The following is a 16,724-nucleotide window of genomic DNA, read 5'->3' as shown; positions in this document are numbered from 1 at the left end:
TATGAGAACGTGATTGCCACTGCCATGCGCTGGTTCGACTGCTATTGAGGCGCGTCCTGCTCGGTCGTCTGTCTGGGCAGGCGACGGGCGCATCTCATTGGCGACGATTTCTCGAGAAGCACCAGGGCCTGTTGATGCCGCGGGGAAGGACCTCCTCCGCCACATTGATCGACCGGCGTGGGCGCAATGCAAGTCACCGCGCCTCGCCGGAAGGATCCGGATCGAGGCACTCCGCCAGCAAGCCATCCACCATGTCCTGTCCCTGTCGTCGCTGCGCCGCCTGCACGGCCCTGCCTTGGTAGAACTGTGCAGAACGGGGATCGCGCTGCGCCGAGAGCGCCAGAGCCATCTCGACGCCTTCCGGACCGAGCTGGCCCAGTTCGGAATGCACACGGGCCCGGGAGATATGCGCGCCGGTGCCGATATGTTTGCGCCAGACGGTCGAGGGATAACTCGCCGCCAGCTGTCGCCCGTCCACGCCGCGAAAAAGAGGCAGCGTATCCGCCATGCCGCGGCGTCGCATCTCCTCGAGCCAGAGAGGCTCCATCCCGCGCAGCACCAGCGTATCGAGGAAGGGTGTCAGCACCGGGTGCAGCGCGCCCTGCAACGGCTCTTCCTCCTTTGCGGTCTCGATATCGACACGGTAACGGGTGCCATCAAAGCGAATATCGCGGCCCCAGAGCAGCTGCCCGTCCCGCAGGCGCAGCGGCAGCAGCGTCCAGATCGCAATGATCGCCGCCGCGTTCAGTAGACATAGCGCCGTCTGGCGGCGTGGAGCCTGTCGGCTCTGTTCCAGCAGATCGGTGGCGAGGCTCCAGGTAGCGGAGAGATCCGGCAGCTCGTCGAGGCGACCGAACTTCAGCGGCACCACCGTATCGAGCTCGCGGCGCAGGCTGTTCTCATGGTGACGCAGGGCCACCAGCAGGAGTGGATCGAGGCCGAGGGCTTCGCCGAACTGCCGCAGCCGCATCACGGCCGTGTGCCGCGTGGCGGGGCGGTTGCCCTGCGCCTGATAGGTGGGCGCCGCGCGGGCGGCGGCATCGGCGGCGCGGGACGCTTCGAACCTACGAACGCCCTCGATGGTCATCGCCACTTCCGCGCCTGCCTCGCACTGCACACGGGCGTATGCGCGCAGGGTGTCCTCCATGCTGTCGATGACCGAGGCGGCGGGCACGGCTTGGTGCATCGGCAGGGCGCCAAGGCGCATCTTGCCGAGCAGCACCTGCCATGCCTCCGGCAGATCGCTTGACGCCACGCGCCGCATTGCTGCTGGACGCGGCTTGCGACCTGCGGCCGAGGGACGCTTCGGGCTCTTGCGCGCGATCGCGGCGGCGAGCACGACATGCACCGCCGGATTGCCTGGCAGCAGCCGATCGAGCGCCGCCTTCAGGCTGCGCAGCCGCCGGCTGGAGCCCGTATCGGCGACGAAGGCGAGATAGTCGGCTTCCGTCGGCACGGTAATGCCGCGCGCGTCGGCGAAGGTCAGAAAGCGTGCCAGCACGCGCAGGTCTTCAAGCGGCACCTCGTCGAAGGTCGGCAGATGTCGGTAGGGCGCCATCAGCGGATCGGCACGCAGCGTCTCCCGGTCCCGCCGGTCACAGCTGCGACTGCGGGGGCGTTTCTGACGGATTGCTTCGCGCACCACCTCGCGCACCGGCGTGCCAGCGGGCAGCAGCCTGTCGAAGGCGGTGCGCAGGTCATCGAGCCTACGAGTCGATGTGTCCGCCGCGACGAAAGACAGGAAGTCCGCCACCCCCGGGACGGTGATCCCCTGCCCTTCGGCGAAGCCGAAGAACCGGTCGAGCGTGCGAAGCGCGCGCAGACCGATCCCGTCGAGCCCGGGGCTGTCCCGGAACGGTGCGAAATGTTCCGCCGCGAGGATCTCCTCGCGGCTGCGGGTGTCATAGGCCTTGTCAGTCATGCATCAGCCCCACCAGCAGGTCCTGGCCGCGCTCGACGAGCTTCAGGGCGCTGAGCCAGCCGTAATACTGCCGCAGCGTTCCGGGCCTGTCGTCGATCCGCTTGGCGATCACCTCGATCTCGTTGGGATACTTGTCGAGCAGCAGCGAGGTCTGGCCGTGGCGCATCTGGTGCGGCGTCATCGGCAGGTTCACCACCGTGCGCATCAGCCCGGCAAACTCGGCGCCGAAGTAGTCGCTGTTGAGCGGCGCCCCCGGCACCGTCACCGCGGGGAACAGGTAGGGGCTCGTCGCGGCATGCGGAAAGAGCGGCCGGATCACCGAGACATACCACTGTATGGTGTCGTGATAACCATGGACGTTGGCGCGGATCGGGAACGCGATTTCCGCCTTGTTCTTGGTCAACTCCGCCGGGATCATCACCTTGATCGGCTTCTTGCCGGTCTGCGGGATGCGGATCTGGGCATCGTCGCCGATGCAGGTCAGTTGCATCGCGTTGTCGACGCGGATCGGTGCGCCGCCGATCTCGATGGCCGCGAAGCCGGCGCTGGCGCCGAGCAGCCGCACCCGCGCCCGCTCATGACCGCTGAGCGCGCGCTCCTCCTGCGCCGCGCGTGCCAGCAGGATCTCGGCTTCCCGACGCAGCACCTGGAACGACGAGAGGAACCGGCGGCGCATGGGGGCCTTGTCCACCAGCATCTCGCAAAAGGCGCGGTTCTTCGGCGTCATGCGCTTGTCGGCTTTCCGACCCGCCCGCGCGACGGCATTGTTGGCCAGCACCTGCTCCAGAAGCGAGGTATCGATGCCGAGATGCCCTCGCACCTGGTTCAGAGCCATGAGGTATTTGCGGGCGGAGCGGGGTTCGAGATGACCGTCGCGCCTCAACTGCTGCCGCCGCGCGAACATCTCCCCCGCGATGGCGCAGAGCGCCTCGTCATCGGCCAGCAGCGGTTGGAGATCCTGAGTGCCGGGGGCGAGGCGCCCCAGGTCACGGGCGATCCTCAACGCAGTCCGGAAGGCACTGCGCATGACATGTGCATGGCCCTTGTGCTCGTCGGTGAATGACTGCTCGACCGGGTCCCAGCCGGTTTGCGTCACCGCCGCGATCCAGCGTTCGACCTGCGCCTCCCATTGCGGCTCGAGCGCCTGCAGTTGCGGCACGCGCGCCCCGGCGGTGAACCCGATCGGCTGCGGCGGCAGCCATGCCAGCAGCTCGGGAAACTGCCGCAACTCGTCGAGCCGGGCGAGCGACCGGCGGTTTGCCTCGCGCTTGTTGCCGCTGAAGTCCGCGTCGAGCCGCTGTGCCTCCGGCAGTCCGAGGTCGCGTGGCTGCCAGCCATAGGCTCGGGCCACCAGCGCAAAGGTTCTCAAGGCAGAGAGCTTCATCGGATGCCATTGCACGCCCTGCCCCACCCGACCTTCCGTCAACGGCTTGATGGCGGCGCAGAGCTGCGTCCAATCGTCCTTCATCGCGCGCAACCGGGCGCGCTCCGCGTGCACGCCGAGGAATTCCCGCAGCGCCGCCTGAAGCCGGCGCCGGAACAGCAGGTAGGCGGCGTCGCTCGACCAAGGCGCGGGATCGAAGCCGGTCAGAGGAAACCGGTCCATGACCAGTGTGAGATCGGCAGGGATCATCTCCAGCGGCGTGTTCAGACGCTTGCTCACGTTGTCGATCGCGGTGAGATAGCGGCTGCGGGTCGTGTCCGAGAGATCCGTCCGAGCCGCCACGTGGGCATGCAGGTCAGCCAGGGTCGGCCCGGTCACTGCGGGGGCGTGGGCCTGTGTGATGTGCCGTTTGGCGGGGACGGTATGGCCGGTCAGATCGAGCATGAGGGGATCCTTTCTTCTTGTTGGTTTGGGTCGCTTGGACGCGGTTTCGGTCGCCAAAGCGCGCTTGGGACACAGACGCCTTCGAGGTTGCCGCCGGTGAAACCGGCCGGGCGTCTGTGTCCCGGTCGCTTGGGAGTAGGTCCGGTCGCCAAGGCGTGGATCGGTGTGTCCGAGGCGCGGGGAATGCGGTGCATCGCATGGGTCATGGGGCGGGCCGGATCGCACCAAAGACCGGGGCGGGCTTGGCGTAGCGGGGCTGGGGCTGGTCCATGTGCCAGGCCAGCACTTCGGCGCGGCGCCAGCGCTTGGCGCGGGCATCCTTGCGCCCACCGGACAGGTCGATCGCGCATGGGAAGGGTCCGGCACCCTTCGGCACCTGACCCTTCTCCCAGCGGTAGATGATGGACGGGTCCGCGACGCCAACCCGCTCGGCCACGGCCTGTGCGGTAAGAAGCGGCTCGGTCAGCGCGGCGTGGTGTGCGCGATCCTGCACTTCGGATAGTCCGAGCGCTCGCCAGACCACCGGCCAGCGCGTCGTGCCACCGCGCAGGGAGATCCCGAGAGCCTTCAGCACGCGGGCCAGCCGCCGGGGATCCGGGGAATGGCCGGAGGAGCGCTTCGACTCCAGGGCGAAGAAGGTGATGAGATCGGCGCGGGTGAGAGGTCTGTCGAGCATGGCCCGGGGGAATTAGGGTCAGGCCGGCTTCTGCAGAAAAGAATGGAGACAATTGAATCAAATGCGGCTCGTGCTCGCTGGAGATGTGCCACGTTATGAATCGATGGATGGCCTGCCCCAGTGGAGTGATCCGTTTTCAATCTTGGTGCATGATAATAGACCTGCTTCCGGGAAGCTGGATCGCCGGATCTGGAAAAGGTTCGTAACTGCCGAGCCGACAACGGGAGGTAGACCGATGCGAGCGTCTCTGTTCCGCGAACAGCAGACCGCCTTCATTTTACAGCAGGTGGATGACAAGCTTAGCGTCGAGATGGTCTGTCGGAAGGCCGACATCTTCCAGCAGATCTTCTATCGTTGTTGCAGACCGAAGTTACCTCAACGGCCCACCATGCCGGTGGCGCCGCCTGCTTGTCCGTCCGGACCACCTCCCGCGTAGCCCCCCTGAGCAACCCGGAAGACGTAGGACGCTGCCGTTTCGACGCGATCCTCCCGCAGCAGGTCCGCCGCGGTTCGGCCACCGAAGGACGGGAGGGGCCGTGTCGAAACCCAGGCATAGGCTTCAGAAAATGAGCCGGTCCATGGGACGACCTGCACGAGGACTTCAATCAGATCCCTGAGCCTGCGCTGCGTTTCCGGCGTTTCCAGCCGTGAACGCTCGCTCAGCGCTTCCTCCGGCAGGTCGAGAGCGAGCGCGAGTTCGGCCCTGCTCAGGCGGAGCACTTCGAGAAGGTCATCGATGACAACCTTGCCATCGGGTCGTATCAGATCCTGCGCGGTTGGGAACGGAGGGAGCGGGTCAGCCATGCCGAGAAGCATAGGCCCGTTTTGCGGCATGCGCAGCCAGCTGGAGAAATCAGCTGATACCTCCGCGTCTCGGCTGAGCATGGCTCCGTCAGGCCGACAGGCCATGCGGCACAGGCTGCGACTGCAAAAAAATCTTAGCCTCACTTCAAAGCATTGAATCTTATTACATAATTTTAACCAAACCCGCTTCTGGGTTTGGGTTTTCGGATCAATTTCCCCCTCGCACACAACGAGGGACCTGATCCATGACCACCAACACCAAACCCGCCAGCACCCGCCACGTTTCCACCGCCGCTGAGTTCAGCCAGTATTACACCAACGCGCAGATTGCGGCGGACTATGTGAAACAGGTCCGGGCGCGCTACGTCGCCAACCCCTTCGATACCGTCATCGAGCCCTCCGCCGGTAGCGGCGCCTTTTCGCGCCCTCTCGGACCCGACTGCATCGCGTTCGACCTCGACCCGAAGGCGCCGGGCATCATCAAGGCCGACTTCCTCAACTGGACGCCCGCGGTATCCGCCGATCGTTGCCTCGTCATCGGCAATCCGCCCTTCGGCGAGAAGGCGGCACTCGCCTTCCTCAACCACGCCGCCGGCTTTGCTGATGTGATCGCGTTCATTCTGCCAGCGACGTTTTGCAAGAAAACGCAGCAGAACCGCGTCGACAAACGCCTGCACCTCGTGCACGAGGAGGAGGTGCCACAGGATGCCTTCATCTACGAAGGCAAGACCGTTCACGTGCCCTGCGTGCTGCAGATCTGGGAGCGTCGCTCGGCGCCGCGTCAGCTGCACACGCTCGAGACCACGCATCCGCATTTCGAGCGCTGCAGCCAGACCGAAGCGGACCTCGTGATCCGGCGCGTGGGCGCGCATGCCGGTCAGCTGAAGCCCCTCGGGGCGCAGTGGAGCCCACAGTCCAACATTTTCCTGCGGGCCACCGGCTGCAGTCCGGAAGAGCTGAAGGAGCGCTTCGCGCGGCTCGACATGTCGAAGCATGCCCGCAACGGCGCCGGTGGTGGCTCGATCAACATGAGCGAGGTCGTTGCGCTCTACGAGGCAGCCCAGGCCGAGGAAGCCCGGACCGCAACTGTTGGCACCGCAGTGTCGATGCTGCGGCAGATCGCACAGGAGGTGCGCGCCGCCCCTGAAAAACTGTCGGTCGAGAAGGTTGACAGGGCCGCGCAGCAGGCAACGCCCGGTGCGACTGCGGCTCCGGGGGAGCGCAAAATGCCCAAAGTCGACGCCGCCGCGCTGTCCGATCGGGTGGTCATTGACGACATCGCGGGAGGCCGTTGCGCGTTTCAATGCGGCCGCGGTGGAGGCACAGACCATCACGATCACGGTGCCGCTCAGCTTCCGCAAGACGAGCGTGCAGAACCGGCTCGATCCGGCCTTCCGCCTTGTCGAGGACATCGACGCCACGGTGCAGGTGGCGGGATCCAGCGGCCTGCTGCGCGAACGGAGCTGCGCGACCCAGATCTGGGAGCGTCCCGCCGAGCCCCGGCCGCAGCCTGTACTGGAAACGCGGCATCCTGACTTCGCGTTTTGCAACCGGGCCGAGGCCGACTTTGCAATCCAGCGCGCGGGCTGGTGATCACTTCAGCTTCAATCGAGTCTCCGCCTGCGCTTTTGGTGAATTCTAAGATCTCGCTCGAAGGCGTCGTTCGGTGGCTTCGCACGGAGCGCCGCGACGTGCCATTTGGTTGTTTCGACTGGAATCCGTTCGCCGCGCAACTCGCGGACAACATCGGTATGGTGCAGCAGGACGTGACAGGGTTGGTTGCTACCGCCTTTGCGCGCATCGATGCGCCCGCTGGGCTTCCCGAAATCGCCTACGTGCCCTGCATCCTTCGCGCTCGAGACGGAACCTGATCAGAATGATATGACGGCTCGGCACGACGAGAACAGATTGCCATCTTAGCGCAAGCTTTGTGGAGGTGGGGCTTGGGCTGCGATCATAAGCAATGTGCTAAAGTCCTCGCGACCACGCAGGAGATTATCATGCGCCCCTACTGCCTTGCCCTTTTTGGCCTCTTCATCGTCACCTCGGGTGCAGCTCAACAGGACGCTACCCCAACCGCGATCGAGAGCCTGATCATTGACGCGAACCCGTGCGCGAGCGCTTCGACGGATCTGATGGGAATGGCGGTCGGTGTGGACCAACTGCGCTCGATCAGCGTAGAGAGGGCGTCGGTAGTCATCGAAGGTGACATCATGACGTCGAACCTTATTGGAAGCCTTGCTTGCGAGTCTTCGGCAGGCGCAGTGGCTCCTGGCTTCGTGAGCGCAGCGATCGATGCGGAAGTAGTCATCGATCTCTCCACCTGCATCGTCGGCGAGACTTCTGTGACGATCAACAACGCCGTGGTTGAGATCGACATGCCCGGCTTGATGGGTGCCGTCGGGGAGCTTTTCGAAGAGCAGCTTCCGCTGCTTCTGGAGCCCGCCTTACGGCGATCTCTCAGCGAACGGGCGGTCACGGCCTGCAAGCAACTCGAAGCTGACCGCTGAGCCGGCAAATGTGCCTGCCAGGTGGAGTCGAACTCTGCTCATTCAGCCCTCCTATCCACCTTTGATGCAAGCACTTCCTGAGAGCCGATGCTCTTCACGGCTTCCGCGAGAACCCGGATCGCATCGTCCATATCGTCTGCGTCAGCGTATTCGTCCGGTCGGTGACTGATACCGCCCTTGCACCTGACGAAGAGCATTCCGGCTGGGCAGAGATCCGCCATCGCCGATGCATCATGAGTTGCGCCTGAAGGCATGGCGACGACAGGCAAGTTCGAGGCGGTCATTGCTTGAGACAGCGCCTCTCTCATACCCGGGTCACAGGCAACGGCGGGCTGTTCGTAAGTTTGCTCAATCCGCACAGCCACCCCGACTTGCGTAGCGATCTCCTGAACCCGCCGCATGGCTTGCGACCGGAAGTCCCGCCGTATCTCGTCCGACGGCGCTCGAAGCTCCAATGTCAGACTGACCTCGGATGGGATGGCGTTGACGACACCGGGTTTCACATCGATCTGGCCGACTGTGGCGCGGCAATCTTCGATCGCAGTCGCCGCCTCCGATACGGCCGCCACAAAGCGGGAAGCAGCCACCAGCGCATCACGCCGGCCCGCCATGGGAACCGTCCCTGCGTGACCAGTCTCACCTTCGAAGGTGACCGCGTAGCGGGATATGCCGCAAATCGCGGTCACGACACCGAGTGACCGGCCTTCGGTCTCCAGCACAGGCCCTTGCTCTATGTGGGCCTCCAGATACCCGATCACCTCGTCCTTCTTACGCACCAGCGCAGGAATCCCCTCCGGATCCAGACCGAACTCCTGCATCGCTTGGCGCATGCTCGCCCCTTGGGCGTCCTTCATGTCCAGGACGGCCGGGTCGAAACGCCCCGCCAAGGCACGCGGGCCGATCAGGGCCGTCGGAAAACGCACCCCTTCCTCGTCCGCGAAGGCCAGAACCTCGACCGCGAACGGCAACCGCACGCCTTCCTCGCGAAGCCGACGGACGGCAAGGCAGGCCACGGCAACTCCCATGATCCCATCGAAGCGACCGCCCGAGCGCACGCTGTCCTGATGGGAGCCGAGCAACAGTGCCGGCTTGCCGACCATACCGGGCGTTCGCCCAACGAGCGTGCCCGCCGCATCGAGGCTGACGTCCAGTCCGGCATCCCTCATCCATGCCGATATGGTATCGAGGGCTCGACGATGTTCCGGGGTCCAAGGCAGACGAGTGACTCCCGGTCCCGCTTCGGACATCTCGGCGATTTCCAGCAACCTTGCCGCTGCCAACTCCCCGTAGGTCATACTTCCCCTTGTATTTATCATGATAAATTTGCTTTATGGATGCCTTCGGAAGTCGAAAGAGTTGTGCGATGGCGAGAACAAGCGTCACTCCCGCCGAGAAGGGCCGTAGGCGTTCCCGTCCCATCCGCGTGGCCGAGGCCATCAAGGAATGGGTGGTCGAGCAAGGCCTGCAGCCGGGTGACCGCCTGCCCGGCGAGACCGATCTGATCGAACGTTTTGGCATGTCCAAGGGCACGATCCGCGAGGCCATGCGCCTGCTGCAGGCACAGGGCCTGGTCGAAACCAAGACCGGGCCCGGCGGTGGAAGTTTCGTCGGCGAGGTCTCCACCGAGCGCGCGCACGCCTTGCTCGCGAACTACTTCTACTTTCGAGACATCTCGATTGCCGACATCTACCAGCTCCGGGTCGCTCTCGAACCAGAAGTTGCGGCATCGCTGGCCGGGCGCCTGTCGGTCGATCAGCTCGCCGATCTGCGATCGATCATCGACGACTACGCCGAGCCGGCCGGTGACCCCGAAGAGGAGCGCGCCCAGCATGTCGCGTCGCTTCGGTTTCACGCCAAGCTCGCGAGCTTCGCCGACAATGCGCTGCTGGGCTTCATCATCGGTTTCATGTCGCAGATCCTCGCGGACCTCACCGTCTACAAGCAGCTCTACGCCGCACCCAACGTGGAACTCTGGCGGACGGGTCGACAGCATCAGCTCGACCTGCTCGATGCGTTGGAACGGGGGGATGCTCAGGAGGCCCGCTCCATCATGCGATCGCACATGGAAATGGCCTGGCGGATGATGGAAGATCAGCAGGCCGTCGTCATGAAGCGCTTCATGGCCCACTGATCAGCCAGCAGGGGTCACGGTTTCGCTGAAAGGCTCGGCCCGTTCGGGCTCGTCCAGCGTCGGCACGAGACGCGCCCATTCGCTGTAGGCCCCGCTGGTGGCCCGGCGATGCAGGTCCGAAAGATCCTGTAACGGTGTCTCGGAGTAGTCGATCCGGAGGCTGAGCGGGGGGTCGCTGCGCGACACGACGAGCAGTGCAGCAGACAGAAGCCCCCTGCTGTCGCCCCCTGCCATGGCGGCCGCCTCGAGCGCTGCGATGAGCCGCTCGGCCATGTTTCCGCGCGCCTCGAGGTAACCCTGCAGGCAGGCCTCGATCACGTCGTCGCCAGAGAGCAGGTTGCCCGTCACCACGACCGAGGGCGCTTGCCGCGCACCAGCCGCCGGAATGCTCGAAGCCCCCGTGAAGTGTCCTGTTCCCCCATCCGGGTCGAGAGCCGCCAGCTGGCGATGAGCCCGTCCCGCATCGGCATCGGCGACCTCGAACACCGCCTCGGCAGCCGACTGGCCAGCCCGCATGCGCTCCAGCACTTGCGTGCCCCAAAGGGTGCTCGGCAAAGACCCCTGCGAGGCCGAGAGCCCTGATTCGGCATCCCCGCGCAGCACCCACCCCCCTACGCACAGGCTGCCCGTAGTAGCCGCTGCACCGTAAGTGCCTGTTTCCGCGTCATATGCGAGGATTGAAATCGTCATCCCATCATCTCCGTGCCAGCGCGCTTGAATTTATAATGAAAATTTGCCCTGATGCAATTTATCATGAAAAATAAGATCGAACCGAACAGGAGAGGTAACCCATGTCGATTGGACATCTGACCCGCCGAAGCCTGCTTGCTGCTGGCACCGCCCTCACCATGGCCCTGGGTGCGCCGGCCTTCGCCCAGACCCCGCCGGGTGTCCTCGTTGTCGGCCAGATTGCGGAGCCCAAGGCCCTCGACCCCGCTGCTGTGACCGCGGTGAATGACTTCCGCATCCTGATGAACGTCTATGACGGGCTCGTGCGCTACAAAGACGGCACTCTGGAAGTCGAGCCGGCGCTGGCGACCGATTGGGAGATTTCGGAGGACGGCACCGAATACACATTCACGCTGCGCGAAGGCGTCACCTTCCATGACGGCAGCTCATTCGACGCCGAGGCGGTGAAGTTCAACTTCGACCGGATGCTCGACGAGAGTCATCCCTATTACGATACCGGCCCGTTCCCGCTCTCCTTCTTCTTCTCCGCGATCGAGGAGGTCGAGGTCGTTGATCCGACGACGGTGAAGTTCGTTCTGAACGAGCCCTACGCGCCTTTCCTGTCCAACCTCGCCTACCCCACCGGTCTGATCGTCTCGCCCGCCGCGGTCGAGGAGCATGGCTCGGAATTCGGTCGCAACCCGTCGGGCACGGGCCCGTTCAAGTTCGCGGAATGGCGGCCCAACGAGGCGGTCGTCGTTGAGGCCAACCCCGACTACTGGGATGGTGCACCGCAGCTCGAAGCCGTCGTGTTTCGCCCCATCACCGATGCAAGCACCCGCACGGCAGAAATGCTGGCCGGCGGCATCGACCTGATGGTGGAGGTCCCGCCCGTGGCGCTGTCGCAGTTCGAGGGCGAGAGCTACCAGCTGCACGAGCAGGCTGGCCCGCACCTGTGGTTCCTGATCCTCAACGCCAAGGAAGGCCCCTTCGCGGACAAGCTGGTGCGCCAGGCGGCGAACTACGCGATCGACAAGGAAGCGATCGTGAACGAGGTGCTCGAGGGCACCGCCGAAGTCGCCGCCGGACCAACCCCGCCCGCCTTCGCCTGGGCCTATAACGAGGATCTCGAGCCCTACCCCTACGATCCGGAAAAGGCGCGCGAGCTGATCGCCGAAGCGGGTGCCGAAGGCGCCGAGCTGACCTTCTACGTCACCGAGGGGGGCTCCGGTATGCTCGACCCTGTGGCGATGGGGACCGCGATCCAAGCCGATCTGGAGGCGGTGGGCTTCGATGTGGCGATCGAAACCTACGAATGGAACACCTTCTTGGGCGAAGTGAACCCGGGCCTCGAGGGCAAGGCCGACATGGCCGAGATGGCCTGGATGACGAACGATCCCGACACCCTGCCCTTCCTGGCTCTGCGCAGCGAGGCCTTTCCCGATCAGGGTGGTTTCAACTCGGGCTACTACTCCAACCCGAAGGTGGACGAGCTTCTCGAACAGGCCCGCCGCGCTACCGACCAAGAGGAACGCGCGCGCCTCTACAAGGAGATGCAGGAAATCGTGCACGAGGACGCGCCCTGGGTCTTCGTGGCCAACTGGAAGCAGAACGCGGTGACCAACGACCGGGTCGAGAACTTCGACCTCCAGCCGTCGTTCTTCCTGCTGCTCGACGACGTCGCCAAGAACTGATCACGCGCGGGGGCCGCGCCCCGGCCCCCGCTCTCCGAGACGGGAGAGACCGCGCATGGGCGGATACATCCTCAGACGACTGCTCTCGGCGGTGCCGGTGCTTCTCGGCATCACGGTCATCGTCTTTCTGATCATGGCACTCATCCCGGGAGATCCGGCGACTGCGATCCTGGGCAGCTACGCCACGCCCGAGAACGTGGCCCGCATCAACCGCGAGCTCGGCCTCGACGCACCGCTTTGGCGCCAATATCTGATTTGGCTCGGCAATATGCTCCAGGGCGATTTCGGACAGAGCTTCGCCCTGAACCGGCCCGTGCTGGACGAGGTGCTCGAGCGCTTCGGCGCGACGCTGATCCTTGCCGGCACGGCCTTTGTGCTCTGCGCCCTTCTGGGGGTCATCGCCGGGACGATCTCGGCCGCCAACCAGTATGGCTGGGCCGACAAGGCGATCACCTTCGCGGTGCTCTTGGGCATCTCCATCCCCTCCTTCTTCCTCGGCATGATGATGATCCTGCTGTTCGCGGTCCGGCTGCGCTGGTTTCCGGTGTCGGGCATGTGGCCGATCTACGGGGCTCGTGACGCGGCTGCGCTGATCTCGCACCTGGCGATGCCGGCGCTCGCGCTCGCGGTCGTGGCGACCGGCGTGATCGCGCGACTGTCCCGTTCCGCGTTGCTCGAGGTGCTGCGACAGGATTTCATCCGCACCGCCCGGGCCAAGGGCGTGCACGAGCGGTCGGTCATCTGGCGCCATGCGCTTCGGGCCGCGATGGTGTCGATCCTGCCCGTGCTGGGCATCCAAGCCGGCTTCGTGCTGTCTGGCGCTGTCTATATCGAGATCGTATTCCAATGGCCCGGCATCGGAAGGATGCTGGTCGACGCGATCCTGCGCCGCGACATTCTGCTCGTGCAGGGAGGCGTGATCGTCGTCGCCGCCTGCTACGTGTTCTTCAACATCATCGTGGACGTGGCGCAGAGCCTGCTCGATCCAAGGATCAGAACATGACCAGCGCGTTCCTCCTTTTCTCGCGCAACCGGCTGGCACTGGCAGGTGGCATCCTCCTGAGCCTCGTCGTGCTCCTGGTCCTCGCGGCACCGATCCTGCCGCTGACCGACCCTGATGTGACCAATACCGCGAACCGGTATCTCCCGCCGCTCTCAGAGGGCGCTCTGCTTGGCACCGACCATCTGGGCCGCGATCTGCTGTCCCGCCTGCTCTGGGGCACTCGTCTCTCGCTGGCGGTCGGCTTCGCCGCGGCAGCTATCGCCGCGACCATCGGCGCCGCGATCGGCGTCGTCGCCGGCTTCTACGGCGGACGGCTCGACAACGTCATCATGCGCGGCGTCGACATGCTGATGGCCTTTCCCTACATCCTTCTGGCGCTGGCCATCGTTGCGGCCCTCGGCCCGGGTCTTCTCAACGCGCTGATCGCCGTGGCAGCAGTCAACGTGCCGTTCTTCGCCCGCAACATCCGCGGCATCACCGTCGGTCTCGCGCACAAGGAGTTTGTCGACGCGGCGCGCCTATCGGGCCTGTCGCGGCCGCAGATCATCCTCACCGAGATCCTGCCAAACGTGCTGCCGATCATCGTCATCGCGATGTCGACCACGATCGGCTGGATGATCCTGGAGACGGCGGGTCTCTCCTTCCTCGGGTTGGGAAGCCAGCCACCCCAGGCGGATCTCGGTTCGATGTTGGGTGAAGCGCGCGCCGCGCTGATCAGCCACCCGCACACTTCGGTCGTGCCCGGGGTGATGATCCTGATCATCGTGATGTCGATCAACCTTTTGGGCGACGGCATCCGCGACGCGCTCGATCCGCGGCTCAAATCCGGCGCGCTGTCACGGCCGATGGCCGCGACCCGAGTGCGCCGTCAGGCCCCAGCTCCGGAACCGAGCCTCGAGGGCATCCTCACGGTCGAAGGGCTCGAGACGGAGTTCCATGTCGGGCCCCGGAAGCTGCGCGCCGTGGGCGGCGTCAGCCTGTCGGTCAAACCGGGCGAATGCCTCGGCATCATCGGCGAGAGCGGGTCCGGCAAATCGGTCACTGCCCTGTCGGTCACTGGGCTCGTGGCGTCGCCGCCGGGCGTCATCACCGGTGGCGCCGTAAGATATCGCGGCGACGACCTCATTGGGGCGCCCTATGAACACCTGCGCGCCGTGCGCGGCCGGGAGATCGCCTATATCTTTCAAGACCCGCTTGCGACATTGCATCCCCTTTATCGCGTCGGCGATCAGCTGGTCGAGGCGATACAGGCGCATCAGAAAATTGGAACGGAAGAGGCCCGCGGCAAGGCGGTCGAACTGCTTCGTGATGTTCGAATACCCAATCCCGAGCGCCGGATTTCCGACTACCCTCACGAGATGTCGGGCGGCATGCGTCAGCGCGTCGGTATCGCCATGGCGCTGGCCAATGACCCCGAGGTAATCATTGCCGACGAGCCGACCACCGCGCTCGACGTAACGGTGCAGGCGCAGATCCTGTCGCTGCTCGACGACCTCCGGCGCTCGCGCGATCTCGCCATCATTTTCATTACCCATGATTTCGGGGTCGTGGCGCAGCTCTGCGACCGGGTGGCGGTTATGTATGCTGGGAAGGTGGTCGAGGAGGGCCCGACGAAAGCGGTTCTCGCAGCGCCGCGCCATCCCTATACCGCCCGGCTCATTGCCTGCGTGCCCGAGCTGGGCGGCGGCCGCCGCCGACTCGAGGCGATTCCGGGTCTCCCCCCTGCCGTCGACCGCCTGCCAGAGGGGTGTGCCTTCGCGGAGCGGTGCAACAAGGCACGCAGCGCGTGCCGCGAAGGACATATCCCGCTCGCCCAGAAAGGCGATCGGGCCGTGCGCTGTCTCTTCCCCGAAGAAAGCCCTGCCAGGGAGGCCGCCGAATGACCAAGGCCCTGCGACTGGACAATCTGTCCAAGACCTTTCCCCTGCGCGGGGGGCTGTTCGGCGGGCCGCGCGCCGGGGTGCGCGCGGTGCAGCCGATGTCGCTCAGCGTGGAGCAAGGCGAGACGCTCGGAATCGTGGGGGAGTCAGGCTGCGGCAAGACCACGCTCGCTCGGATGCTTGTCGGGCTGGTCGCACCGAGCACCGGCACGATCGAGATCGAGGGGGCCGCTCTCGACACCGCGGACCCGGCCGACTTCGGCCGCCGCATTCAATACGTCTTCCAGGACCCGATCTCCTCGCTCAATCCCCGCAAGACAATCCGGCAGATCCTGGAGCTCCCGCTCAAGAAGCTGCACGGTATGGACAAGGTCGCCCGCGAGAAGCGCATTGCCGAGATATTCGACAACGTGAACCTGCGACCAGAATTCCTCGACCGCTACCCGCATGAATTCTCGGGCGGCCAGGCGCAGCGGATCGGCATCGCCAGGGCCCTGGCTGCGGACGCGCGCATTCTGATCCTCGATGAGCCGGTCTCGGCCCTCGATGTCAGCGTCCAGGCCCAGGTGCTGAACCTGTTGGCGGATCTGCGCAAACGCCTGGGGCTGACCTACCTGTTCATCAGCCACGATCTCGCGGTGGTCGAGGCCGTTTCAGACCGAGTGGCCGTCCTCTACTTCGGGGCCTTGGTCGAGATCGGGCCGGCCGAACGGATCTTCCGGGCGCCGCAACATCCCTACACCAAGCTGTTGGCCGACAGCGCGCCGGTGGTGGGGCGTCCGCTCGAGGCACCGGAGGCAAGAGGGAGCGAACTCCCGGACCCTCTCGATCCGCCGAAGGGATGCGCCTTCGCCGCACGCTGTCCGCGTGCGACGGAGCGATGCCGGCAAGAGATTCCCCCATTGGAGCCGGCCCTCGATGGGGGAGAGGTCGCTTGCTTTCATCCGCTCAGCAGTGACGAGGACATACATCCCTCAGCTATCGAGCGTCGCTAAGGATCAGTATCCTGACGATAACAGAGATGTAGTCCCACTCGAAGCGGGATAAAGTTGAACTGCCACCGCGGCCCAAGGCCGCGCGGCCAGCACGCGCCGCGAGTCCCGCGCGACCGTGCGCAAGCTCTGGACAGCCGCGGTCAAGAGCGGGAGCGATGACAGCTTCACGACCCTCAATGAGCTGATGTTGGCTGCGGATAGGCTGGATCTTGACAAGCGCACGCGGAGAATTGCGGCCCGGCTGCTGGGCGACCTCAGATCCTGCCCGGCTTAGGCCGCGTCACGCTTTCTCGTCGTCGCGCCAGCCGGCTCGATGCCGTCAGGCGTATTCACCGATGGCAATCCGGGAGATGTGGGATTTCACTGCCTCGGCGCGCCCCTTGCGCACCAGGTCCGCCGCGGTCCGGTTCCCGAAGGAGGCCAGGGGCTGGGTGGAAAACCAGTCGAACGCTTGGGGGAGCGAGCCTGCCCAAGGCACGACAGTCATGAGGATCTCGACGAAGTCCCTGAGCTTGCGCTGCGATGCCAGCGCTATCGATCGCGGCGGGGTGGCCAGAGAATTCTGGGACATGCCGAGAGCGAGTGCGAGCTCAGCCTCGGTCAGACCAAGACC

Annotated in this window: 15 protein-coding genes; 8 read left to right on the top strand and 7 right to left on the bottom strand. The window is 65.1% G+C overall.

All coding sequences use genetic code 11. The features are described 5' to 3' along the window. Positions 1-193: 193 nt before the first annotated feature. The 4 genes from CJ301_RS15885 to CJ301_RS15870 all read right to left on the bottom strand — a co-directional run bounded on the left by CJ301_RS15885 (position 194) and on the right by CJ301_RS15870 (position 5,310). Entirely contained in the window at positions 194-1,921 is a 1,728-nt protein-coding gene (locus CJ301_RS15885; protein WP_099278352.1) for a hypothetical protein, read from the bottom strand. Further along, positions 1,914-3,749 carry a hypothetical protein gene (locus tag CJ301_RS15880; protein WP_099278351.1) on the bottom strand — a complete coding sequence of 612 codons (1,836 nt, stop codon included), beginning with the start codon at positions 3,747-3,749 and terminating at the stop codon, positions 1,914-1,916. The genes CJ301_RS15885 and CJ301_RS15880 overlap by 8 nt, the downstream gene beginning before the upstream one ends. 202 nt (positions 3,750-3,951) lie before the next feature. Continuing rightward, positions 3,952-4,425, bottom strand: coding sequence for a helix-turn-helix transcriptional regulator (locus tag CJ301_RS15875; RefSeq protein ID WP_099278350.1), 474 nt, complete (start codon positions 4,423-4,425; stop codon positions 3,952-3,954). A gap of 375 nt (positions 4,426-4,800) precedes the next feature. Then, on the bottom strand, positions 4,801-5,310 hold the full coding sequence (locus CJ301_RS15870) for an XRE family transcriptional regulator (RefSeq protein WP_099278349.1): 510 nt from the start codon (positions 5,308-5,310) through the stop codon (positions 4,801-4,803). Between the two features lie 164 nt (positions 5,311-5,474). Here CJ301_RS15870 and CJ301_RS15865 point away from each other — a divergent pair, with 164 nt between their 5' ends. From CJ301_RS15865 to CJ301_RS15860, 3 genes are all read left to right on the top strand, one after another. Continuing rightward, positions 5,475-6,764: a hypothetical protein gene (locus CJ301_RS15865; RefSeq protein ID WP_099278348.1), complete on the top strand. Its 1,290-nt coding sequence runs from the start codon at positions 5,475-5,477 to the stop codon at positions 6,762-6,764. 96 nt (positions 6,765-6,860) lie between these two features. Continuing rightward, the gene (locus CJ301_RS18835) at positions 6,861-7,100 is read left to right on the top strand and encodes a hypothetical protein (protein ID WP_162620572.1); all 240 of its coding nucleotides are present in this window, start codon (positions 6,861-6,863) and stop codon (positions 7,098-7,100) included. Positions 7,101-7,229: 129 nt separating this feature from the next. Continuing rightward, positions 7,230-7,739: a hypothetical protein gene (locus tag CJ301_RS15860; RefSeq protein WP_099278347.1), complete on the top strand. Its 510-nt coding sequence runs from the start codon at positions 7,230-7,232 to the stop codon at positions 7,737-7,739. Between the two features lie 38 nt (positions 7,740-7,777). Here the strand turns inward: CJ301_RS15860 and CJ301_RS15855 are convergent, their stop codons facing one another. Further along, entirely contained in the window at positions 7,778-9,034 is a 1,257-nt protein-coding gene (locus CJ301_RS15855; RefSeq protein ID WP_099278346.1) for a M20 family metallo-hydrolase, read from the bottom strand. Positions 9,035-9,156: 122 nt separating this feature from the next. Between CJ301_RS15855 and CJ301_RS15850 the strand changes: the two genes are divergently transcribed. Next, positions 9,157-9,870 (top strand): FadR/GntR family transcriptional regulator, encoded by a 714-nt coding sequence (locus tag CJ301_RS15850; RefSeq protein ID WP_099278373.1) that lies wholly within the window; start codon positions 9,157-9,159, stop codon positions 9,868-9,870. Here CJ301_RS15850 and CJ301_RS15845 read toward each other — a convergent pair whose 3' ends face one another. Further along, positions 9,871-10,560 carry a DUF1028 domain-containing protein gene (locus CJ301_RS15845; RefSeq protein WP_099278345.1) on the bottom strand — a complete coding sequence of 230 codons (690 nt, stop codon included), beginning with the start codon at positions 10,558-10,560 and terminating at the stop codon, positions 9,871-9,873. A 101-nt stretch (positions 10,561-10,661) separates the two neighbouring features. Here CJ301_RS15845 and CJ301_RS15840 point away from each other — a divergent pair, with 101 nt between their 5' ends. From CJ301_RS15840 to CJ301_RS15825, 4 genes are read left to right on the top strand one after another with little or no spacing between them, the layout of a single operon-like run. Then, positions 10,662-12,233 (top strand): ABC transporter substrate-binding protein, encoded by a 1,572-nt coding sequence (locus CJ301_RS15840; protein WP_099278344.1) that lies wholly within the window; start codon positions 10,662-10,664, stop codon positions 12,231-12,233. Between the two features lie 55 nt (positions 12,234-12,288). Then, positions 12,289-13,236: an ABC transporter permease gene (locus CJ301_RS15835; protein ID WP_099278343.1), complete on the top strand. Its 948-nt coding sequence runs from the start codon at positions 12,289-12,291 to the stop codon at positions 13,234-13,236. After that, the gene (locus CJ301_RS15830) at positions 13,233-15,119 is read left to right on the top strand and encodes a dipeptide/oligopeptide/nickel ABC transporter permease/ATP-binding protein (protein WP_099278342.1); all 1,887 of its coding nucleotides are present in this window, start codon (positions 13,233-13,235) and stop codon (positions 15,117-15,119) included. Before CJ301_RS15835 ends, CJ301_RS15830 begins: the two co-directional genes overlap by 4 nt. Then, entirely contained in the window at positions 15,116-16,111 is a 996-nt protein-coding gene (locus CJ301_RS15825) for an ABC transporter ATP-binding protein (protein WP_099278341.1), read from the top strand. Before CJ301_RS15830 ends, CJ301_RS15825 begins: the two co-directional genes overlap by 4 nt. A gap of 319 nt (positions 16,112-16,430) precedes the next feature. Here CJ301_RS15825 and CJ301_RS15820 read toward each other — a convergent pair. After that, the coding region (locus CJ301_RS15820; protein ID WP_099278340.1) for an XRE family transcriptional regulator at positions 16,431-16,724 on the bottom strand (294 nt) is incomplete at its 5' end.

It is taken from the genome of Limimaricola cinnabarinus (assembly GCF_002723615.1).
Taxonomy (GTDB): Bacteria; Pseudomonadota; Alphaproteobacteria; order Rhodobacterales; family Rhodobacteraceae; genus Limimaricola; species Limimaricola cinnabarinus_B.
This window is presented reverse-complemented; position numbering and strand designations above follow the sequence as displayed.

Coding starts and splice junctions, on each gene's coding strand:
- CJ301_RS15885 (WP_099278352.1), bottom strand. CDS start 1,921: ATGACTGACAAGGCCTATGACACCCGCAGCCGCGAGGAGATCCTCGCG.
- CJ301_RS15880 (WP_099278351.1), bottom strand. CDS start 3,749: ATGCTCGATCTGACCGGCCATACCGTCCCCGCCAAACGGCACATCACA.
- CJ301_RS15875 (WP_099278350.1), bottom strand. CDS start 4,425: ATGCTCGACAGACCTCTCACCCGCGCCGATCTCATCACCTTCTTCGCC.
- CJ301_RS15870 (WP_099278349.1), bottom strand. CDS start 5,310: ATGCTCAGCCGAGACGCGGAGGTATCAGCTGATTTCTCCAGCTGGCTG.
- CJ301_RS15865 (WP_099278348.1), top strand. CDS start 5,475: ATGACCACCAACACCAAACCCGCCAGCACCCGCCACGTTTCCACCGCC.
- CJ301_RS15860 (WP_099278347.1), top strand. CDS start 7,230: ATGCGCCCCTACTGCCTTGCCCTTTTTGGCCTCTTCATCGTCACCTCG.
- CJ301_RS15855 (WP_099278346.1), bottom strand. CDS start 9,034: ATGACCTACGGGGAGTTGGCAGCGGCAAGGTTGCTGGAAATCGCCGAG.
- CJ301_RS15845 (WP_099278345.1), bottom strand. CDS start 10,560: ATGACGATTTCAATCCTCGCATATGACGCGGAAACAGGCACTTACGGT.
- CJ301_RS15840 (WP_099278344.1), top strand. CDS start 10,662: ATGTCGATTGGACATCTGACCCGCCGAAGCCTGCTTGCTGCTGGCACC.
- CJ301_RS15835 (WP_099278343.1), top strand. CDS start 12,289: ATGGGCGGATACATCCTCAGACGACTGCTCTCGGCGGTGCCGGTGCTT.
- CJ301_RS15830 (WP_099278342.1), top strand. CDS start 13,233: ATGACCAGCGCGTTCCTCCTTTTCTCGCGCAACCGGCTGGCACTGGCA.
- CJ301_RS15825 (WP_099278341.1), top strand. CDS start 15,116: ATGACCAAGGCCCTGCGACTGGACAATCTGTCCAAGACCTTTCCCCTG.